The organism is uncultured Pluralibacter sp. (assembly GCF_913775985.1).
Classification (GTDB): domain Bacteria; phylum Pseudomonadota; class Gammaproteobacteria; order Enterobacterales; family Enterobacteriaceae; genus Pluralibacter.
In genome coordinates this window covers 54,911-74,720 of the sequence record NZ_CAJYMB010000032.1, presented here as the reverse complement: position 1 = coordinate 74,720, position 19,810 = coordinate 54,911, and the positions used below count along the sequence as shown (strand labels likewise).

At 57.2% G+C, this 19,810-nt stretch carries 20 protein-coding genes and 1 other annotated feature; of the genes, 16 read left to right on the top strand and 4 right to left on the bottom strand.

The window, feature by feature from the left end; translation table 11 throughout:
* Genes yidD through rpmH form a run of 3 tightly spaced genes read right to left on the bottom strand, consistent with a single transcriptional unit; the run spans position 1 to position 733 of the window.
* A complete protein-coding gene (yidD, locus tag QZ766_RS04600; RefSeq protein WP_297197908.1) occupies positions 1–252 on the bottom strand; it encodes a membrane protein insertion efficiency factor YidD in 252 nt (83 codons plus the stop codon).
* A complete protein-coding gene (gene rnpA / locus QZ766_RS04595) occupies positions 216–575 on the bottom strand; it encodes a ribonuclease P protein component (protein WP_297197905.1) in 360 nt (119 codons plus the stop codon). The genes yidD and rnpA overlap by 37 nt, the downstream gene beginning before the upstream one ends.
* 17 nt (positions 576–592) lie before the next feature.
* Complete coding sequence (gene rpmH, locus QZ766_RS04590; protein WP_000831330.1) at positions 593–733, bottom strand: 50S ribosomal protein L34; 141 nt, start codon at positions 731–733, stop codon at positions 593–595.
* A 608-nt stretch (positions 734–1,341) separates the two neighbouring features.
* Here rpmH and dnaA point away from each other — a divergent pair.
* From dnaA to QZ766_RS04515, 15 genes are all read left to right on the top strand, one after another.
* Positions 1,342–2,736 carry a chromosomal replication initiator protein DnaA gene (dnaA, locus tag QZ766_RS04585; RefSeq protein WP_297197888.1) on the top strand — a complete coding sequence of 465 codons (1,395 nt, stop codon included), beginning with the start codon at positions 1,342–1,344 and terminating at the stop codon, positions 2,734–2,736.
* Positions 2,737–2,740: 4 nt separating this feature from the next.
* The gene (dnaN, locus tag QZ766_RS04580) at positions 2,741–3,841 is read left to right on the top strand and encodes a DNA polymerase III subunit beta (RefSeq protein WP_297197883.1); all 1,101 of its coding nucleotides are present in this window, start codon (positions 2,741–2,743) and stop codon (positions 3,839–3,841) included.
* A 188-nt stretch (positions 3,842–4,029) separates the two neighbouring features.
* Positions 4,030–5,103, top strand: coding sequence for a DNA replication/repair protein RecF (gene recF / locus QZ766_RS04575; protein ID WP_297197880.1), 1,074 nt, complete (start codon positions 4,030–4,032; stop codon positions 5,101–5,103).
* Positions 5,104–5,132: 29 nt separating this feature from the next.
* Positions 5,133–7,547 carry a DNA topoisomerase (ATP-hydrolyzing) subunit B gene (gene gyrB / locus QZ766_RS04570; RefSeq protein WP_297197877.1) on the top strand — a complete coding sequence of 805 codons (2,415 nt, stop codon included), beginning with the start codon at positions 5,133–5,135 and terminating at the stop codon, positions 7,545–7,547.
* A gap of 101 nt (positions 7,548–7,648) precedes the next feature.
* Complete coding sequence (locus tag QZ766_RS04565; protein ID WP_297197874.1) at positions 7,649–8,044, top strand: YidB family protein; 396 nt, start codon at positions 7,649–7,651, stop codon at positions 8,042–8,044.
* Between the two features lie 163 nt (positions 8,045–8,207).
* The gene (gene yidA / locus QZ766_RS04560) at positions 8,208–9,020 is read left to right on the top strand and encodes a sugar-phosphatase (protein WP_297197871.1); all 813 of its coding nucleotides are present in this window, start codon (positions 8,208–8,210) and stop codon (positions 9,018–9,020) included.
* 186 nt (positions 9,021–9,206) lie between these two features.
* Positions 9,207–10,202: a hypothetical protein gene (locus QZ766_RS04555; RefSeq protein ID WP_297197868.1), complete on the top strand. Its 996-nt coding sequence runs from the start codon at positions 9,207–9,209 to the stop codon at positions 10,200–10,202.
* Complete coding sequence (locus QZ766_RS04550) at positions 10,202–11,344, top strand: BamA/TamA family outer membrane protein (protein ID WP_297197865.1); 1,143 nt, start codon at positions 10,202–10,204, stop codon at positions 11,342–11,344. The genes QZ766_RS04555 and QZ766_RS04550 overlap by 1 nt, the downstream gene beginning before the upstream one ends.
* A 77-nt stretch (positions 11,345–11,421) precedes the next feature.
* Entirely contained in the window at positions 11,422–12,471 is a 1,050-nt protein-coding gene (locus QZ766_RS04545) for a DUF4056 domain-containing protein (protein WP_297198069.1), read from the top strand.
* A 224-nt stretch (positions 12,472–12,695) separates the two neighbouring features.
* Complete coding sequence (gene dgoR, locus QZ766_RS04540) at positions 12,696–13,385, top strand: D-galactonate utilization transcriptional regulator DgoR (protein WP_297197862.1); 690 nt, start codon at positions 12,696–12,698, stop codon at positions 13,383–13,385.
* Positions 13,382–14,260: a 2-dehydro-3-deoxygalactonokinase gene (locus QZ766_RS04535; RefSeq protein WP_297197858.1), complete on the top strand. Its 879-nt coding sequence runs from the start codon at positions 13,382–13,384 to the stop codon at positions 14,258–14,260. The genes dgoR and QZ766_RS04535 overlap by 4 nt, the downstream gene beginning before the upstream one ends.
* On the top strand, positions 14,244–14,861 hold the full coding sequence (locus QZ766_RS04530) for a 2-dehydro-3-deoxy-6-phosphogalactonate aldolase (protein WP_297197855.1): 618 nt from the start codon (positions 14,244–14,246) through the stop codon (positions 14,859–14,861). The genes QZ766_RS04535 and QZ766_RS04530 overlap by 17 nt, the downstream gene beginning before the upstream one ends.
* The gene (gene dgoD / locus QZ766_RS04525) at positions 14,858–16,006 is read left to right on the top strand and encodes a galactonate dehydratase (protein WP_297197852.1); all 1,149 of its coding nucleotides are present in this window, start codon (positions 14,858–14,860) and stop codon (positions 16,004–16,006) included. The genes QZ766_RS04530 and dgoD overlap by 4 nt, the downstream gene beginning before the upstream one ends.
* A 79-nt stretch (positions 16,007–16,085) precedes the next feature.
* Positions 16,086–17,423: an MFS transporter gene (locus QZ766_RS04520; protein ID WP_297197849.1), complete on the top strand. Its 1,338-nt coding sequence runs from the start codon at positions 16,086–16,088 to the stop codon at positions 17,421–17,423.
* A 54-nt stretch (positions 17,424–17,477) separates the two neighbouring features.
* The gene (locus tag QZ766_RS04515) at positions 17,478–18,698 is read left to right on the top strand and encodes a DUF3748 domain-containing protein (RefSeq protein ID WP_297197846.1); all 1,221 of its coding nucleotides are present in this window, start codon (positions 17,478–17,480) and stop codon (positions 18,696–18,698) included.
* Here QZ766_RS04515 and QZ766_RS04510 read toward each other — a convergent pair.
* A complete protein-coding gene (locus QZ766_RS04510; protein ID WP_297198067.1) occupies positions 18,695–19,024 on the bottom strand; it encodes a YceK/YidQ family lipoprotein in 330 nt (109 codons plus the stop codon). The genes QZ766_RS04515 and QZ766_RS04510 overlap by 4 nt on opposite strands.
* Positions 19,025–19,302: 278 nt before the next feature.
* Positions 19,303–19,378: a sequence feature (ROSE (Repression Of Heat Shock gene Expression) occurs in the 5'-region of heat shock genes and acts as an RNA thermometer to modulate expression.), on the top strand.
* On the opposite strand from QZ766_RS04510, the gene ibpA reads away from it, so the two are divergent.
* A complete protein-coding gene (gene ibpA, locus QZ766_RS04505) occupies positions 19,372–19,785 on the top strand; it encodes a small heat shock chaperone IbpA (RefSeq protein WP_297197844.1) in 414 nt (137 codons plus the stop codon). (Overlaps the previous feature by 7 nt.)
* Positions 19,786–19,810 lie beyond the last annotated feature (25 nt).

Genomic DNA, 19,810 nt, shown 5'->3' with positions numbered 1-19,810 from the left:
TTAGTGTTCTCTGGTTTTAGATGGTGGGACGGGGTCGTCTCCACCCGGGTGTAAAGGGTGGCATTTTAATACGCGTTTCACCGTCAACCAACTGCCTTTTATCACACCAAACCTGCGCAATGCCTCAATTCCGTATTGCGAACAGGTGGGGGTAAAACGGCAGTGTGGCCCGAGTAGCGGACTAATCAGGCGTTGATAAACCCGGATAAGGGCTATCAGGAACCGCGAGCCAGGCGACAGTGACGGCGCCATAATTTTTCCAACGCTTCTGTCAGTGCACGGTTATCGAGATCGGCAACCCCTTTTTTCGCCACAACCACGAAATCCATTGCCGGAAGTTCGTGCTGGCGTAAACGAAAGCTTTCCCGCGTCAGACGTTTAATCCGATTGCGTTCATGGGCGCGCTTGACGTTTTTCTTGGCGACGGTGAGACCGATACGGGGATGCCCCAGCGAATTTTGGCGGCCGAGAATAGTGATTTGCGGCGTGCCGGCCCGTAATGGCTGCTGGAAGACGAAGGTGAAATGAGTGGGAGTTAGCAAACGTAACTCCCTGGGAAAAGCGAGCTTAACCACGCAGGGGTTAGCTTTTATTACTTGGAAACGGTCAGACGAGCGCGGCCTTTAGCACGACGACGTGCCAGAACCTGACGACCATTTTTAGTAGCCATACGAGCACGGAAGCCGTGAGAACGGTTGCGCTTCAGTACAGACGGTTGAAAAGTGCGTTTCATGGCGATTTCTACCTAAACTTGAATAAATTCACTGACTTTTGCGTATACCCGAACGAGTTTCGAACGACTAACGCCTCAGCGTGGGTGATTAAAGAGGCCGGATTGTAATAATTGTACACTCCGGAGTCAATTCTCTTTACCTTGTTTCCCGCCTATTTCCGCACGTTTTCACGCGGAAAGCGCCTGGAAAATGAGCATTGTACGGCGCGCGTTTCACGTTGCGCGTACCGGGCTGGCGATTATACGTCCTGGGATCCAAATCGCAAGGATCGCCGGGATCTTTATAAGATCGATTCCGCTGGAAATTAGCCGTATTAAGTCAATTTTCCGATATTGGCGAGGAAATCACCGCAGGGCTGCCAGGATCGATTACACTAAACCGGCTCGGATCTGAGCCTGTGGATAACCAGGCAAGAATCTGTGAGAAACAGAAGATCTCTGGCTCTGTTTAGGCTATGATCCGCGGTCCCGATCGGGATCCTCGATCCTGAACGGGGAAAACAACCGCTGATAGCGGTTCGCGCGTCACCCTCATGCACTGGGTCTTTTCGGCGCGTGTCACAATCACTAATTCAGTTTCACCCTTTTTTGTTCGAGTGGAGTCCGCCGTGTCACTTTCGCTTTGGCAGCAGTGTCTTGCCCGATTGCAGGATGAGTTACCAGCCACAGAATTCAGCATGTGGATCCGCCCCTTGCAGGCGGAACTGAGCGATAACACGCTGGCTTTGTATGCGCCAAACCGTTTCGTCCTCGATTGGGTAAGGGATAAATACCTAAATAATATCAATGGATTGTTGAACGATTTTTGCGGATCCGATGCGCCTCAGCTGCGCTTCGAAGTGGGCGCCAGGCCCGCCGCTCGCGTAACAAGAGAGACGGCCCAGGTGGCCGTTCAGGCGCAGGCGCCGGTTCAGGCTGCCCGCGCGGCACCGCAGGCGCGCCACGGCTGGGATAACGTGCCGGCCCCGGCGGAGCCGTCCTACCGCTCCAACGTCAATTTTAAAAATACCTTCGATAACTTCGTTGAAGGTAAATCGAACCAGCTGGCCCGCGCGGCGGCACGCCAGGTCGCGGACAACCCGGGCGGCGCCTATAACCCGCTGTTCCTTTATGGCGGCACCGGCCTCGGTAAAACGCACCTGCTGCACGCCGTCGGCAACGGCATTATTGCCCGCAAGCCGAATGCGAAAGTGGTGTACATGCACTCTGAGCGCTTTGTGCAGGACATGGTTAAGGCCCTTCAGAACAACGCCATTGAAGAGTTCAAGCGCTACTACCGCTCCGTCGACGCGCTGCTGATCGATGACATCCAGTTTTTTGCCAATAAAGAACGATCCCAGGAAGAGTTTTTCCACACCTTCAACGCCCTGCTGGAAGGCAATCAGCAGATCATCCTGACCTCCGATCGCTATCCAAAAGAGATCAATGGCGTTGAGGATCGTCTGAAATCGCGCTTCGGCTGGGGCTTAACGGTGGCCATTGAGCCGCCGGAGCTGGAAACCCGCGTAGCGATCCTGATGAAGAAAGCGGACGAAAACGACATTCGTCTGCCGGGAGAAGTGGCGTTCTTTATTGCCAAACGTCTGCGATCAAACGTGCGCGAGCTCGAAGGGGCGCTGAACCGCGTCATCGCCAACGCCAACTTTACCGGCCGGGCGATCACCATTGATTTCGTGCGCGAGGCGCTCAGGGATCTGCTGGCGCTGCAGGAAAAGCTGGTCACCATCGACAATATTCAGAAAACGGTGGCGGAGTATTATAAAATTAAGGTCGCCGACCTGCTCTCGAAGCGGCGATCGCGTTCCGTCGCGCGTCCGCGCCAGATGGCGATGGCGCTGGCGAAAGAGCTGACGAACCACAGCCTGCCGGAAATCGGCGATGCATTTGGTGGCCGTGACCATACAACCGTGCTGCACGCCTGCCGCAAGATCGAGCAGCTGCGTGAAGAGAGCCACGACATCAAAGAAGATTTTTCCAATTTAATCAGAACATTATCTTCGTGACGCTATGAAATTTACCGTTGAACGTGAACACTTATTAAAACCGCTGCAGCAGGTAAGCGGTCCGCTAGGCGGGCGTCCGACGCTGCCTATCCTCGGTAACCTGCTGCTGCAGGTCGCCGACGGCGCGCTGTCGCTGACCGGGACCGATCTTGAAATGGAAATGGTTGCCCGCGTCGCGCTGATCCAGCCGCACGAGCCGGGCGCGACCACCGTGCCGGCGCGCAAGTTCTTTGATATCTGCCGCGGCCTGCCGGAAGGCGCCGAGATTGCCGTACAGCTTGAGGGCGACCGCATGCTGGTGCGCTCCGGGCGCAGCCGCTTCTCGCTGTCCACGCTGCCTGCCGCCGACTTCCCGAATCTCGACGACTGGCAGAGCGAAGTGGAGTTTACGCTGCCGCAGGCCACCATGAAGCGCTTGATTGAAGCGACCCAGTTTTCAATGGCCCATCAGGACGTACGCTATTACCTGAACGGTATGCTGTTCGAAACCGAAGGCGAAGAGCTGCGCACGGTCGCCACCGACGGACACCGCCTGGCGGTCTGCTCGATGCCGATTGGCGAAACGCTGCCGAACCATTCGGTGATCGTGCCGCGTAAAGGGGTTATCGAACTGATGCGCATGCTCGACGGCGGCGATAACCCGCTGCGGGTGCAGATCGGCAGTAATAACATCCGCGCCCACGTTGGCGATTTTATCTTTACTTCCAAGCTGGTCGACGGCCGCTTCCCGGACTACCGCCGCGTGCTGCCGAAAAATCCGGACAAGCACCTGGTTGCGGGCTGCGACATCCTCAAGCAGGCTTTTGCCCGCGCGGCGATCCTCTCCAACGAGAAATTCCGCGGCGTGCGCCTGTACGTGAGCGAGAACCAGCTCAAGATCACTGCCAATAACCCGGAACAGGAAGAGGCGGAAGAGATCCTCGACGTCACCTACAGCGGCACCGAAATGGAAATCGGCTTTAACGTCAGCTACGTGCTGGACGTGCTCAACGCGCTGAAGTGTGAAAATGTCCGCATTTTGCTGACCGATTCCGTTTCCAGCGTGCAGATTGAAGACGCCGCCAGCCAGAGCGCGGCCTATGTCGTCATGCCGATGCGGCTGTAGAAAATAGCGGGCTATCCTACTTGTTATTCTGGTTCCGGGCGGTGCTCGCACACAACGCGCAGTATGTTGGACGTCCTGCGGGACGGCCCGGAGTGCGAGCGCTGCGGGCAATTCCCGTGAACGTCGCTACGTTCTGCTGGCCGTATCCAGATTAAACTCGCCGATCACGCCCTGGATATGACTAAACCATGTCGCTGACCCGATTACTGATCAAAGACTTCCGCAATATTGAAAATGCGGATCTCGCTCTCTCTCCCGGTTTTAACTTTCTGGTCGGCGCCAACGGCAGCGGTAAAACCAGCGTGCTGGAGGCTATCTACACCCTCGGCCACGGCCGGGCATTTCGCAGCCTGCAAATAGGGCGCGTTATTCGCCACGAGCAGGACGCTTTCGTCCTGCACGGCCGCCTGAAGGGCTTGGAGCGCGAAATCTCACTGGGTCTGACCAAAGATAAGCAGGGCGACAGCAAGGTACGCATTGACGGCACCGACGGACATAAGGTGGCCGAGCTGGCGCTGCTGATGCCGATGCAGCTGATTACCCCCGAGGGGTTTACTTTACTCAACGGCGGCCCCAAATACAGAAGAGCGTTCCTCGACTGGGGATGCTTTCACAATGAGCCCGGATTTTTCACCGCCTGGAGCAATCTCAAGCGTCTGGTGAAGCAGCGCAACGCCGCCCTGCGCCAGGTAAGCCGCTACGCGCAGCTGCGCCCCTGGGATACCGAACTTATTCCGCTGGCGGAGCAAATAAGCCGCTGGCGCGCCGAGTACAGCGCGGCGATCGCCGAAGATATGGCGGACACCTGCAAGCAGTTTTTGCCTGAGTTCAGCCTCACCTTCTCCTTCCAGCGCGGCTGGGAGAAAGAGACCGATTATGCCGACGTGCTGGAGCGCAGCTTCGAGCGCGATCGGATGCTGACCTACACCGCCCACGGGCCGCACAAAGCCGATTTTCGTATTCGCGCCGACGGCGCGCCGGTGGAGGATACCCTGTCTCGCGGGCAGCTCAAGCTGCTGATGTGCGCCCTGAGGCTGGCGCAGGGCGAGTTTTTAACCCGGCAGAGCGGACGGCGCTGCCTGTATCTAATTGATGATTTTGCCTCAGAGCTTGATGACGCCCGACGGAGCCTGCTTGCCAGCAGGCTTAAGGCGACCGAATCTCAGGTTTTCGTCAGCGCCATCAGCGCTGAGCACGTTATAGACATGTCGGACGAAAATTCGAAGATGTTTACCGTGGAAAAAGGTAAAATAGCGGATTAACCCAAGTTGAAAATGAGCGAGAAACGTTGATGTCGAATTCTTATGACTCCTCCAGTATCAAAGTCCTGAAAGGGCTGGATGCGGTGCGTAAGCGCCCGGGTATGTATATCGGCGACACGGATGACGGCACCGGTCTGCACCACATGGTATTCGAGGTCGTGGATAACGCAATCGACGAAGCGCTCGCGGGTCACTGCTCTGATATTGTTGTTACTATTCACGCGGATAACTCCGTCTCCGTACAGGATGATGGCCGCGGTATTCCGACCGGTATTCACCCGGAAGAGGGCGTCTCGGCGGCGGAAGTGATCATGACCGTCCTGCACGCGGGTGGCAAGTTTGACGACAACTCCTATAAAGTCTCTGGCGGCCTGCACGGCGTAGGGGTTTCAGTGGTTAACGCCCTGTCCCAGAAGCTGGAGCTGATGATCAACCGCGAAGGAAAAACACACCGCCAGATTTATGTTCACGGCGTTCCGCAGGCACCGCTGGCGGTGACCGGCGAAACAGAAAAAACCGGTACCACCGTACGTTTCTGGCCAAGCCACGAAACGTTCACCAACGTGACCGACTTTGAATACGAAATTCTGGCGAAGCGCCTGCGCGAGCTCTCCTTCCTGAACTCCGGCGTTTCCATTCGCCTGCGCGACAAGCGCGACAACAAAGAAGACCACTTCCACTACGAAGGCGGCATCAAAGCGTTTGTTGAGTATCTCAACAAGAACAAAACGCCTATCCATCCTAACGTCTTCTACTTCTCCACCGAGAAAGACGGCATTGGCGTTGAAGTGGCGCTGCAGTGGAACGACGGCTTCCAGGAAAACATCTACTGCTTTACCAACAACATTCCGCAGCGCGACGGCGGTACGCACCTTGCGGGTTTCCGCGCGGCGATGACCCGCACGCTGAACGCCTACATGGATAAAGAAGGCTACAGCAAAAAAGCGAAGGTTAGTGCCACCGGCGACGACGCGCGTGAAGGCCTGATTGCCGTCGTTTCCGTAAAAGTACCGGACCCGAAATTCTCCTCCCAGACCAAAGATAAGCTGGTATCTTCCGAGGTGAAAAGCGCGGTCGAGCAGCAGATGAACGAGCTGCTGAGCGAGTACCTGCTGGAAAACCCGTCCGACGCCAAAATCGTGGTAGGCAAAATCATTGATGCGGCACGCGCCCGCGAAGCGGCCCGCCGCGCTCGTGAAATGACCCGCCGTAAAGGCGCGCTGGATCTGGCCGGCCTGCCGGGTAAACTGGCGGATTGCCAGGAGCGCGATCCGGCGCTGTCCGAACTGTACCTGGTGGAAGGGGACTCCGCGGGCGGATCTGCTAAGCAGGGCCGCAACCGCAAGAACCAGGCGATCCTGCCGCTGAAGGGTAAAATCCTCAACGTCGAGAAGGCGCGCTTCGACAAGATGCTCGCCTCGCAGGAAGTGGCAACGCTTATCACCGCTCTGGGCTGCGGCATTGGCCGCGACGAGTACAACCCGGACAAGCTGCGCTATCACAGCATCATCATCATGACCGATGCCGACGTGGATGGCTCGCACATCCGCACTCTGCTGCTGACCTTCTTCTACCGTCAGATGCCGGAGATTGTCGAGCGCGGCCACGTCTACATTGCCCAGCCGCCGCTCTATAAAGTGAAGAAAGGCAAGCAGGAGCAGTACATCAAAGACGATGAGGCGATGGATCAGTATCAGATCTCTATCGCCCTCGACGGCGCGACGCTGCACACCAATGCCAGCGCCCCGGCGCTGGCGGGCGAAGCCCTTGAGAAGCTGGTGGCCGAATACAACGCTGCCCAGAAGATGATCGGCCGCATGGAGCGTCGCTTCCCGAAAATCCTGCTCAAAGAGCTGGTGTATCAGCCGACGCTGACGGAAGAGTCTCTGCGCGATGAGCAGACCGTAACCCGCTGGATTAACGCGCTGATCACCGATCTGAACGAAGACGAGCAGCACGGCAGCCTGTGGAAGTTCGACGTACGTGAAAACACCGAGCTGCAAATTTTTGAGCCGATCGTTCGCGTGCGCACCCACGGCGTCGACACCGACTATCCGCTGGACCACGAGTTTGTGACCGGCGGCGAGTACCGTCGCCTCTGCGCCCTGGGCGAGAAGCTGCGCGGGCTGATTGAAGACGATGCCTTCATCGAGCGCGGCGAGCGCCGCCAGCCGATCGCCAGCTTCGAGCAGGCGCTGGAGTGGCTGGTGAAAGAGTCCCGCCGCGGCCTCTCTGTGCAGCGTTATAAAGGTCTGGGCGAGATGAACCCGGAGCAGCTGTGGGAAACCACCATGGATCCGGAAAGCCGCCGCATGCTGCGCGTCACCGTTAAAGACGCGATTGCCGCCGACCAGCTGTTCACCACCCTGATGGGCGATGCAGTTGAACCGCGCCGCGCCTTTATCGAAGAAAATGCCCTGAAAGCGGCGAACATCGATATTTAAGTATTACGAAAACCAACAGCCGCATTTTCAGATGCGGCTTTTTTTTAGCCAGTGCTACAGTTATGAAGTATTTTGGCTGCAACAAAACCAGGAGAGTTTATATGGGTCTTTTCGATCAGGTTGCTGGCATGCTGGGCGGCGACGCAGGTAAATACCAGGCGATCCTCAGCTGGGTTAACGAACAGGGCGGCGTTCAGGCGCTGCTGGAAAAACTGCGCAGCGGCGGTCTTCACGACGTAGTGGAATCCTGGCTTGCCAACGATGCCACGAACCATCTGATCAGCGGCGAGCAGGTTATTGCCGCGCTCGGCAGCCCGGCTGTTGCCAACCTCGGCGCGAAGCTCGGGATTGATACTGCGGCAGCCTCCGGCATGCTGGCGGAATATCTGCCGAAAGTGATTGATGCGCTGTCCCCGCACGGCGAAGTCACCGCAGATTCCGGCAACGATCTGCTGTCTGCCGGCATGAATTTGCTGAAAGGTAAGCTGTTTAGCTAATCTTGCCTGTCGGGCAGAGAGGCGCGCGCCCTCTGCCTGAAATTCCCGCGCCAAATGATGAAGCCTCGCGTTTTTTTGCTCCCCGTTTAAACCCCATATCGCTGCTGTTTTTTGAGCTAAATCGCGTTAGCATGAGTAAGAACTCACTCATCTTGGGGATCCTATGGCTATTAAACTCATTGCAATCGACATGGACGGGACGTTGCTGCTGCCGGACCACACTATATCTCCGGCGGTTAAGCAGGCCATTAGCGCGGCACGCGAGCGCGGCGTCAAAGTTGTGCTCACCACCGGCCGGCCCTATGCCGGTGTGCACAAATATCTGGAAGAGCTGGATATGAACCGCCCGGGTGATTACTGCATCACCTACAACGGCGCGCTGGTGCAGAACGCGGGCGACGCCAGCACCGTCGCGCAGACCACGCTCAGCTATGACGACTATCGCTATCTTGAGCAGCTGTCCCGCGAAGTCGGCTCCCACTTTCACGCTCTGGATCGCCACACTCTCTACACCGCCAACCGCGACATCAGCTACTACACGGTGCACGAATCCTACGTTGCCACCATTCCACTGGTGTTCTGCGAAGCTGAAAAAATGGATAAGGACATTCAGCTGCTGAAAGTGATGATGATTGACGAGCCCGCCATCCTCGATGACGCGATTACCCGCATCCCGGCAAGCGTTCGTGAGAAATACACGGTGATGAAAAGCTCGCCGTACTTCCTTGAAATCCTCGACAAGCGCGTCAACAAAGGCACCGGCGTGAAGTCGCTGGCCGATACGCTGGGTATCAAGCCGGAAGAGGTGATGGCGCTTGGGGATCAGGAAAATGATATAGCCATGCTGCAGTATGCTGGTATTGGCGCGGCGATGGACAATGCGATCCCGTCGGTAAAAGCGGCGGCCAACTTTGTCACAAAATCTAACCTTGAAGACGGTGTTGCCTACGCCATTGAAAAATTTGTTCTCTCCTGATTAGCGCCTACAGCGTCCGGTATTCCGGGCGCTCGGCCGCCGCCACTGCCATAAAACGCCCCGCAATGGTGCATTAATTTGTTATTTAATGTTAAAGCGCATGGATATACACGCATAAAGTAAGTGGATTTACGTAAGCTTAGTCTTCCCGTTTACCAGCTTCCTTGCCAAACACGCTTATTAACTATGAATAACTCCTTGTGCACCGCGCTTTTGAGTCTGCTTTGCGTCGGCCTTCCGTCATGGGCGTCTGAAACTTCAACTGCTTCTCCGGCGTCTGCGCCGCAAAGCGATCCCGCTATTAAAAAAACCGAATCATCCGATATAAAGTCGGATTCGTCGTCGATCCTGCCGTTTTTTGGCGATGAGGCGCGCGCGCGAGGCTACGATCTGCCGGAGCCGTTCGGTGTTAGCATCAACTACATGAATATTCGCCAGAATTTAAATGTTAACAGCATCAAATTCAATGGACTGGCGCTCGGTTCGCTCCCGCTGGACAACCTCTTTAAAATTGACGTTGGCCACACTCGTGAAAGAAGCAAAACAGAAACCCTGAAGCTGGATACCTGGCTATTTCCCTTTATGGATATTTACGGGCTGGTTGGCCATACCAAAGGCCATTCCGTTTCCAATATCGGCGTCGGTATCGATGCGTTAGGCAAAACGATGTACCCGCCTAGTCTGCAAAACATGAAGTTCCAGCTCGATTTTAAAGGCACCACTTACGGCGTCGGGACCACGCTGGTCGGCGGCTACGACAACTGGTTCACGTCAGTAGATGCGAACTACACCGAGACGCGCTTTGATATTCTCGACGGTAGTATCAACGCTTTTACGCTGTCGCCGCGCGTAGGATACAGCTTTACCACCCCCGGGATGGACACGCTTCACATGCCTGACGGCAAGCTGAACGTGTGGGTCGGCACCATGTATCAGGACGTGCAGCAGGAGTTTAAAGGCAAGCTCAGCGACCTGCATATGCCTTCGGCCGATCTCGATCAGATGGTTAATATGGCGAATAAAAGCGGGCGCGGCCGCTTTGATGTTAAGCAGCACCTGACCTCGCCGTGGAACGTGCTGGTGGGGGCGCAATATGCGCTGACGCGCAATATTAATATCACTTCCGAAGTGGGCTTTGCCGCGCGGAACAGCTTTTTCGTCTCGGGTGAGTATCGCTTCTGATGCGCCGGCTGACGTGCGCGCTGCTCGGCGCGCTGGGGATAGCCGCTTTTCCCGCGTCGGCGCAGTCGGTATTGCCTGACCGAAACAGTATCGATCGCTGGCTGGCGCCGCTGGGTGCCGGCAGTGGTTTTGATGCCGCGAAAGGCATCGACTGGGGCGTAATGCCCGGCCCGTTTTATACGCCGGAGCTGGGCATCGGCGTCGGTGTGGCTGCCGTAGGCATGTACCGTCCCGATAAAAAAGATACTGTAAGCCAGAACTCAACGCTGTCGCTCAGCGGCTACGCCAGTGCGACCGGCGCATTTGGACTTAATTTTAATAACTATGCTTTTTTCGCCGACGATCGCTGGCGTTTCTTTCTCGATGGCGATATTCGCAATACGCCAACCTACTACTGGGGCCGCGGCTTTTCTGCGGGCGAGCACAATCACGATAAGCAAAAGTACACCTCAAAAGCGCTGGACGTGCGGCCAATGATCTATCGCCGGCTGGCGGAAAGCGCCTATATTGGCGTGGGTAGCGCGCTGTCGGTGCTGGATGCCGCGCATATCAGGCACGGCGATCCACGGCGAATAGAGAACGCGCCCGGCGGTGCCTCGGTGCTAAGCTCTGGCCTGAGCGTGGCGCTGAGCTGGGACGATCGCGATTTTGTGCCCAATCCCCGCACCGGGCAGACGGCAAATATTCGCTATACAAGGTATTCTCCGAAAATTGGCAGCGACACACGATTTGATGCCTGGTCTCTGCATGCCAGCCGCTATCATCCGCTGAGCCAGAAAAGCGTGCTGGCGTGGGAAGTTAACGGTGATTTCACCCAGGGCCACGTGCCGTGGAATATGCTGCCGCTGCTCGGCAGCAATCAGCGCATGCGCGGCTATTATGAAGGGCGCTATCGTGATAGAAATGTGGTCAGCGGCCAGCTGGAGTATCGCCGCAAGCTGGCCTGGCGACACGGTGTTGTTGCGTGGCTGGGCGCGGGTACAATGGCTCCCGCCGTCCGTGAGTTAGATAACCGGCGGATTTTGCCCTCTGCGGGCGTGGGATATCGCTTTGAGTTTAAGCCGCGGATGAATGTCCGGCTGGACTACGGCGTCGGTAAAGGCAGTAGCGGATTTTATTTTCAGGTAGGAGAAGCATTTTGAGGAAAGGGAAAGCCCTGCTGGCAGGATTATTGCTGTTAGGCGTGGGCACGGTGGCGCAGGCGGCGCTGCCCGTGTCGCTGCAGCTTAAAGACGATCTGGAGCGAATCTACGATACCGCGTGGCCCACCACGCCGCCGCTGCCGCAGCCCAAAGGCCTGCGGCCCTGCTGCGCGTTTGGCTACGATCTCAAGGCTGAACTGCTCAATATTCCGGTGCCGTTTTACGAGCTGGATAACGTGATTACTGTCGATGGTCTTGGCCACCACCGCTATAACGACAATATGCTGCTGGGGCTGGCGAACCTTGCCGGGATAGGCAGTGAAAACAACGGCATTATCTATACCGCCCGCGGCGGGTTTATTGATACCGCCCACGTGCGCGATACCGCAGACTTAACGCTGTTTATTTTCAGCCACCTGCAGCCGAAACTGGGACAGGCATTTACCCTGCGCCTGAAGAGTGAGCTGGCGAAGCGCCGGATCGTGTTTAACGCCTTCACGCCGCCCGACAATGCGCTCGACCGCTACACGCTGGCCGCCTGGATTTCGGCCCGGCTGGCGTTCCAGCTTGCCGCGTGGCACGAAATCGCCCAGTGGTACGGCTGGGAATCCGTTCCGGGCTTCTCTGAAGGTGTGTCCGCGTTTTCACCAGAAGATCTCTACTCTAACCTGCTCGGCGCCCGCATCGCCGTGTCGCTGATCCGCAGTGGGCAAACCGCCAGCCTGGAGATGTACGATGCGGCGATGGACAACGCGTTAATGCAGGCGCTTACAGTACTGGATGCGAAGCCGGCACAGATGACGCGCTTCCAGTTCGATATGCTGGACGGGCACTGGTGGAACAGCCAGCGCCGGGTGCCGGAAAAGTACCTGGTGCTCCACCGTAACTACGACGTCAGCGATGCCCGCATCCCGACGCCGGTCCCGGGCGAGAAGGCTGCGCCGCTGCCGCTTTCCCTGCCGCAGCGCTGGGAAAACTACAGCCTCGACTCCCTGGCGACCCTGAAGCTATTGCCCGGCAAACGCATGGCCCGCCTGCCGGCGCCAAAAAGCTATTACACCGCGGCGAGCTTCTCCCGGCTCGCGGCTTTCGCGAAAAAAAGCGATATCGCTGAAAAAAGCCGGTAGCGCCCACTTTCCCATCCTCTCGCGCTGACCCTGACGGGTCGGCGCTTTTTTTTGCCTGCGAGATGTTCTTTTTGTGATCTAAATTGTAGTACAACAATAATGGTTTGTACTACATTGCTGACATTGGAAACAAACAGTGAACATCATCTGTACTGCAATGTTGCATCTGAATTAAACAATCGCGGTAAAGTAGCGGAGAGAAAAACAGAGCATAAGGACTCTCCATGACCCTGAATAAAACCGACCGCATTGTTATTACGCTCGGCCAGCAAATTGTTGGCGGCAAATACATCCCCGGCTCCCCGCTACCTGCAGAAGCGGAGCTGTGCGAAGAGTTTGAAACGTCGCGCAATATTATTCGCGAAGTGTACCGCTCGCTGATGGCGAAGCGGCTGATAGAGATGAAGCGCTATCGCGGCGCGTTCGTAACGCCCCGCAATCAGTGGAACTACCTCGATACAGAGGTGCTCCAGTGGGTGCTGGAAAATGACTATGACCCGCGGCTTATCAGCGCGATGAGTGAAGTGCGTAACCTGGTAGAGCCCGCGATTGCCCGCTGGGCCGCCGAGCGGGCAACGTCCGGCGACCTTGCGCTTATCGAGGCGGCGCTGAATGACATGATTGCCAACAATCAGGATCGTGACGCGTTTAACGAGGCTGATATCCGCTATCACGAAGCGGTTCTGGGTTCGGTGCATAACCCGGTATTGCAGCAATTAAGCGTCGCTATCAGCTCACTGCAGCGAGCGGTGTTTGAACGAACCTGGATGGGAGATGAGGCCAATATGCCCAAAACCCTGCAGGAGCATAAGGCGCTGTTTGACGCCATCCGGCATCAGGACAGCGATGCGGCAGAGCAGGCGGCGCTCACCATGATCGCCAGCTCGACACAGAGGCTTAAGGAAATTACATGACATCACGCTACATCGCTATTGACTGGGGATCGACCAACCTGCGCGCCTGGCTGTATGAAGGCGATAAATGCCGGGATAGCCGGCAGTCCGAAGCGGGGGTAACCCGGCTCAATGGAAGATCTCCCCGGGCGGTGTTAGCTGAAATAACCGAAGGCTGGCGGCAGGATGCTACGCCCGTCGTGATGGCGGGGATGGTCGGCAGCAACGTCGGCTGGATCAACGTGCCCTACCTTGAGGTACCGGCTGCCTTTTCCGCCATCGGGCAGCAGCTGACGTCCGCCGATGATGGCGTCTGGATTGTGCCCGGCCTTTCTGTTTCTCGCGAAGATAACAACAACGTGATGCGCGGTGAAGAGACTCAGCTTCTTGGGGCAAAAGAACTGGCCCCTGCCGAGCTGTACGTCATGCCGGGCACCCACTGCAAATGGGTACAGGCCGACAGGCAGCAGATCCTGGATTTTCGCACCGTGCTGACCGGTGAGCTGCATCACCTGCTGCTTCATTACTCCCTGATTGGCGCTGGCCTGCCAGAACAGCAGCCGTCGTCACAGGCGTTTGCTTCAGGGCTGGATAAAGGCCTTAACGACCTGACGCTGCTTCCTCAGCTCTTTGAGGTGCGCGCCCGCCACGTGCTGGGTGCGCTGCCCCGCGAACAGGTGAGCGAATTTCTTTCTGGTCTGCTGATTGGTGCAGAAGTGGCGAGTATGTGCGCCCGCTTCCCCGGTCTGCAGGCCATTACGCTCGTTGCCGGACCTTCACTGGCGGTGCGCTACCAGCAGGCGCTCCGCGCCGCAGGACGCATTGTCACTGCGGTTTCCGGCGATGCGGCATTCCAGGCAGGTATAAGGAGCATCGCCTATGCAGTGGCCAACTAAACTTCCGCTGATCGCTATTTTACGCGGCATCACCCCCGAAGAGGTTCACGATCACGTTGCCGCCGTCCTCGACGCCGGATTTGATGCCGTGGAAATTCCGCTCAACTCTCCCGAGTGGGAAACCAGCATTGCCGCAACGGTAGCCGCATTTGCCGATCGGGCGCTGATTGGCGCCGGAACAGTACTCACTCCGGCGCACGTTGATAGCCTGGCGCGCATTGGCAGCCGGCTGGTGGTGACGCCCAATACCCAGCCGGAGGTTATTCGCCGGGCGGTATCTTCTGGCATGACGGTCTGTGCGGGCTGCGCCACCGCCTCTGAAGCGTTTGCAGCCCTGGAGGCCGGCGCGCAGGCGCTAAAAATCTTCCCCTCTTCGGCCTTTGGCCCGGACTACATCAAGGCGCTGAAAGCGGTACTTCCCGCCGATGTTCCGGTGTTTGCCGTCGGCGGCGTAACGCCGGAGAACCTCGCCGTCTGGCTGAAAGCCGGCTGCGCCGGTGCCGGGTTGGGCAGTGATTTATACCGTGCAGGCCAGCCAGTTACGCGCACCGCGCAGCAGGCTGCCGCATTTGTGAAAGCGTACCGAGAGGCAGTGCAATGAAAATAACCAAACTCACGACGTATCGTTTACCCCCGCGCTGGATGTTTCTGAAGATTGAAACCGATGAAGGCATCGTTGGCTGGGGCGAGCCGGTGATTGAAGGTCGCGCGCGTACGGTGGAAGCCGCCGTGCACGAATTTGGCGATTACCTGGTGGGTCAGGATCCCGCCCGCATTAACGATTTATGGCAGGTGATGTACCGCGGCGGCTTTTATCGTGGTGGGCCCATTATGATGAGCGCCATCGCCGGTATCGATCAGGCGCTGTGGGATATCAAAGGCAAAGTGCTTAACGCGCCGGTCTGGCAGCTGATGGGCGGTCTGGTGCGCGATAAAATTAAAGCGTACAGCTGGGTGGGCGGCGACCGCCCGGCAGAGGTTATCGACGGAATTAAAACCCTGCGCAATATCGGTTTTGATACGTTTAAGCTCAACGGCTGCGAAGAGATGGGCATCATTGATGATTCGCGCAAAGTCGACGCCGCGGTGAATACCGTCGCGCAGATCCGCGAAGCTTTTGGTAGCGACATAGAGTTTGGTCTCGATTTCCACGGTCGCGTTAGCGCACCAATGGCCAGAGTGCTTATCAAGGAGCTTGAGCCATACCGCCCGCTGTTTATCGAAGAGCCGGTGCTGGCCGAGCAGGCCGAATACTATCCCAAACTGGCTGAGCAGACTTCCATTCCAATTGCTGCCGGAGAGCGTATGTTCTCCCGCTTTGAGTTCAAGCGCGTGCTGGAAGCGGGTGGCCTGTCCATTCTACAGCCCGATCTCTCTCATGCCGGCGGTATCACCGAGTGCTACAAAATCGCCGCAATGGCGGAAGCCTACGATGTGGCGCTGGCACCGCACTGCCCGCTGGGGCCGATTGCGCTGGCGGCCTGCCTGCACCTGGACTTTGTTTCCCGCAATGCCGTTCTACAGGAGCAGAGTATGGGCATTCACTATAACAAAGGCGCGGAGCTGCTCGATTTTGTAAAAAATAAAGAGGACTTCAGCATGGACGGCGGCTTCTTTAAACCGCTGATGAAGCCGGGCCTCGGCGTTGAGGTTGATGAAGAGAAAGTGATTGAAATGAGTAAAAACGCACCGGACTGGCGCAACCCGCTGTGGCGCTATCAGGATGGCAGCGTCGCTGAATGGTAAATCTCCTGTCGTAATACCGGCAGCGCGCCGGGAATTAAATTTTAAATAAAAACATAACCCTCTGTACTTACTACAGGGCATGGTGAGCGGCTTCGCTATGCCCAAAATCTGGAGACGGATAGCGATGGATATTCCTGTTACAGCCTCAAAACCCGGCCGTCGGCGTTACCTGACGCTGCTGATGATCTTTATTACCGTGGTGATTTGCTACGTTGACCGCGCCAATCTTGCCGTCGCTTCAGCGCATATTCAGGAGGAGTTTGGGATCACAAAAGCGGAGATGGGCTATATCTTTTCCGCCTTTGCCTGGCTGTATACGCTGTGCCAGATCCCCGGCGGCTGGTTCCTGGACCGGGTCGGCTCTCGTCTGACCTATTTTATTGCTATTTTCGGCTGGTCGGTTGCCACCCTCTTTCAGGGATTTGCTACCGGGCTGATGTCGCTGATTGGCCTGCGCGCCATCACCGGGATTTTTGAAGCTCCGGCATTTCCCACCAACAACCGCATGGTGACCAGCTGGTTTCCGGAACACGAGCGCGCATCGGCGGTCGGTTTTTACACCTCCGGACAGTTTGTCGGGCTGGCCTTTCTAACGCCGCTGCTGATCTGGATCCAGGAGCTTTTAAGCTGGCACTGGGTGTTTATTGTCACCGGCGGGATCGGCATCATCTGGTCGCTGATTTGGTTCAAGGTTTATCAGCCGCCGCGCCTGACTAAAAGCATTAGCCAGGCAGAGCTGGAGTATATCCGCGAAGGCGGGGGGCTGGTGGACGGTGATGCGCCGGTGAAAAAATCTGCGCGCCAGCCCATGACCAGGGCCGACTGGAAGCTGGTATTCCACCGCAAGCTGGTAGGTGTTTATCTCGGGCAGTTTGCCGTCACCTCAACGCTGTGGTTCTTCCTGACCTGGTTCCCGAACTATCTGACGCAGGAAAAGGGAATTACCGCCCTGAAAGCGGGCTTTATGACCACCGTTCCGTTTCTGGCGGCCTTTTTTGGCGTGCTGCTTTCCGGCTGGCTCGCGGATAAGCTGGTGAAAAAAGGCTTTTCGCTTGGCGCAGCGCGTAAAACGCCAATTATTTGCGGCCTGCTGATTTCCACCTGCATCATGGGCGCGAACTACACTAACGATCCTATCTGGATCATGACGCTGATGGCCGTTGCGTTCTTCGGTAACGGCTTTGCGTCTATCACCTGGTCGCTGGTTTCCTCTCTGGCGCCGATGCGCCTGATTGGCTTAACCGGCGGGATGTTTAACTTTGTCGGCGGTTTAGGCGGTATTACCGTTCCGCTGGTTATTGGCTACCTTGCGCAGGACTACGGTTTTGGTCCGGCGCTGGTTTATATCTCTGCGGTGGCGCTGCTCGGCGCGCTCTCTTATATCCTGCTGGTTGGGGATGTTAAACGGGTGGGCTAATCTTTGTAGTTGCTATACCCTGATGCCAACACCGCGCATCAGGGTTTTTTATTTATGAAACAGGTAACCTTCGCTTCCCGCCACCACCAGCTCACCAACACCCGAACCTGGACTGCCGACAGCCGCTGGCTGGTGTTCGACGTGCGTCCTTCCGGTGCCTCCTTTACCGGCGAGACGATTGAGCGGGTGAATGTTGATACCGGCGAGGTGCAGGTGATTTACCGCGCCGGTGCGGGCGCGCACGTTGGCGTGGTAACCGTGCATCCCTCGCGGGATGAATACGTGTTTATTCACGGGCCGGAACATCCGGACGACAGCTGGCGCTACGATTTTCACCACCGTCGGGGCGTCATCAGCGCCGGCGGCAGTGTGAGCAATCTGGATGCGATGGACATTACGCCGCCCTTTACGCCGGGGGCGCTGCGCGGCGGCAGCCACGTTCACGTCTGGAGCCCGGGCGGCGAGTACGTCAGCTTTACCTATAACGATCACGTGATGCACGCCCTCAATCCGGCGCTGGATCTGCGCAATGTTGGGGTTGCCGCACCGTTCGGGCCGGTCGCGCCCGCGGGCAGGCATCCGCGGGAGTATCCGGGCAGCCGCTGGTGCGTGCTAGTTAGCCGCACGGTGCCCGCGCCGGTGCCGGGCAGCGATGACATTAACCGCGCCTACGAAGAGGGCTGGGTAGGGGATCGGCAGCTGGCATTTATCGGCGATACCCTTTCGGCGCAGGGGGAAAAAGTGCCGGAGCTGTTTATCGTCGATCTGCCGCAGGATGAGGCCAGCTGGAAGCGGGCGGGAGACGCGCCGCTGTGCGGCACCGAATCAGCGCTGCCCGCGCCGCCCGCGGGCGTTCACCAGCGGCGTCTGACGTTTACCCACGGGAGGAAATATCCCGGTTTGGTTAACGTTCCCCGCCACTGGGTGCGCGGCAATCCGCAGGGCGATCAAATTGCCTTCCTGATGCGCGACGATGGCGGTGCGGTGCAGATGTGGCTGATCGCGCCAGACGGCAGCGGGCTGCGCCAGCTGACGCGCTGCGGCGGCATCGAGTCGGCCTTTAACTGGCATCCTTCCGGTCAGTGTTTGGGATGTGTTATCGACGGGCGCATCGCTACAGTGGGCGCGACGGACGGCGAGGTTCGTTTTCTGACGCAAAAAGGCGAAAGTGCGCCTTCTGCTGATGCCGTGGTGTTTTCACCGGACGGCGAGCAGATTGCCTGGATGCAGGATACCGCTGGTTTTCGCCAGCTGTGGATGACGCCGGTGAATTAAGGCATATTCATGTCGGCAGGCGGAATAACGTCGTTAATCGACTGATTCGCCTGTTCGCTTTTCTCAACCCGGCTCTTCACCGAGTCGTCGGTGCGGAACATATCCCAGGGAAGCAGCAGGGTGTCCATGACGGCGGTTAGCGGCATATCCACCGCCACCAGCGATTTAGTTCCCCAGCCGTTGCTGTCGTCTCCCAGCATCTGGGCGCTCGCCCGGGTGCCCGGATAGGTTCCTTCTTTGCCGCCGGTGTGTGACATGACGCTGGAGCAGCCCGCCAGCGCGATAATCCCTGACCATAAAATCGGTTTAAGCAGTAATGTTTTCATCATGAGTATCATCATTATTCGCATCGCGGATGCATATCGGGTGAGAGATATACCCTAATAATTCGAGCTGTTTCTAATCCAGCAGTCTGGTTTTCATGGGTATAACTTCTCGTCCGCCAAATGGGTAGTCCCTTAGCGGCGCGCTGTGGCGCCGGTCGCACTTTCCAGTCTAAGCGCTGAAGGCGAAAGTGCAAAAAAATAAGATCCCCTGACTTGAAAAGACTGCCCCCGGACCCATTTTATGATTAAGGCCATTTGGGAGCGCGCCTGAGGGGTGCTCCGGCTAATTAAGACCTGTCCAATGTAGAAGGTCAGTAAATTCTCGCTGATTTCAGGAGCTTTGAACTATGCGTAACTTCGATCTCTCTCCGCTTTATCGTTCCGCCATTGGTTTCGACCGCCTTTTCAATTTACTGGAAAATAACCAGGGCCAGGGCAACGGCAGCTATCCTCCGTATAACGTCGAGCTGGTTGACGATAACCACTACCGCGTGGCGATTGCCGTAGCCGGTTTTGCCGAGAGCGAACTGGATATTACCGCCCAGGATAACCTGCTGGTGGTCAAAGGCTCCCACGAGGCAGAGCAGAAAGAGCGTACCTATCTCTATCAGGGCATCGCCGAGCGCAACTTCGAGCGCAAATTCCAGCTTGCCGATAATATTCATATTAAAGGCGCAAACCTGGTGAACGGCCTGCTGTATATCGATCTTGAGCGCGTGATCCCCGAAGCAAATAAGCCGCGCCGCATCGAAATTAACTAATTCCCGCGGGCGGCGACGCCGCCCG

Excerpts from the sequence above, each read along its gene's own strand:
- yidD (WP_297197908.1), bottom strand. The coding sequence starts at position 252 with ATGGCGCCGTCACTGTCGCCTGGCTCGCGGTTCCTGATAGCCCTTATC.
- rpmH (WP_000831330.1), bottom strand. The coding sequence starts at position 733 with ATGAAACGCACTTTTCAACCGTCTGTACTGAAGCGCAACCGTTCTCAC.
- dnaN (WP_297197883.1), top strand. The coding sequence starts at position 2,741 with ATGAAATTTACCGTTGAACGTGAACACTTATTAAAACCGCTGCAGCAG.
- recF (WP_297197880.1), top strand. The coding sequence starts at position 4,030 with ATGTCGCTGACCCGATTACTGATCAAAGACTTCCGCAATATTGAAAAT.
- gyrB (WP_297197877.1), top strand. The coding sequence starts at position 5,133 with ATGTCGAATTCTTATGACTCCTCCAGTATCAAAGTCCTGAAAGGGCTG.
- QZ766_RS04565 (WP_297197874.1), top strand. The coding sequence starts at position 7,649 with ATGGGTCTTTTCGATCAGGTTGCTGGCATGCTGGGCGGCGACGCAGGT.
- yidA (WP_297197871.1), top strand. The coding sequence starts at position 8,208 with ATGGCTATTAAACTCATTGCAATCGACATGGACGGGACGTTGCTGCTG.
- QZ766_RS04555 (WP_297197868.1), top strand. The coding sequence starts at position 9,207 with ATGAATAACTCCTTGTGCACCGCGCTTTTGAGTCTGCTTTGCGTCGGC.
- QZ766_RS04550 (WP_297197865.1), top strand. The coding sequence starts at position 10,202 with ATGCGCCGGCTGACGTGCGCGCTGCTCGGCGCGCTGGGGATAGCCGCT.
- dgoR (WP_297197862.1), top strand. The coding sequence starts at position 12,696 with ATGACCCTGAATAAAACCGACCGCATTGTTATTACGCTCGGCCAGCAA.
- QZ766_RS04535 (WP_297197858.1), top strand. The coding sequence starts at position 13,382 with ATGACATCACGCTACATCGCTATTGACTGGGGATCGACCAACCTGCGC.
- QZ766_RS04530 (WP_297197855.1), top strand. The coding sequence starts at position 14,244 with ATGCAGTGGCCAACTAAACTTCCGCTGATCGCTATTTTACGCGGCATC.
- dgoD (WP_297197852.1), top strand. The coding sequence starts at position 14,858 with ATGAAAATAACCAAACTCACGACGTATCGTTTACCCCCGCGCTGGATG.
- QZ766_RS04520 (WP_297197849.1), top strand. The coding sequence starts at position 16,086 with ATGGTGAGCGGCTTCGCTATGCCCAAAATCTGGAGACGGATAGCGATG.
- QZ766_RS04515 (WP_297197846.1), top strand. The coding sequence starts at position 17,478 with ATGAAACAGGTAACCTTCGCTTCCCGCCACCACCAGCTCACCAACACC.
- QZ766_RS04510 (WP_297198067.1), bottom strand. The coding sequence starts at position 19,024 with ATGAAAACATTACTGCTTAAACCGATTTTATGGTCAGGGATTATCGCG.
- ibpA (WP_297197844.1), top strand. The coding sequence starts at position 19,372 with ATGCGTAACTTCGATCTCTCTCCGCTTTATCGTTCCGCCATTGGTTTC.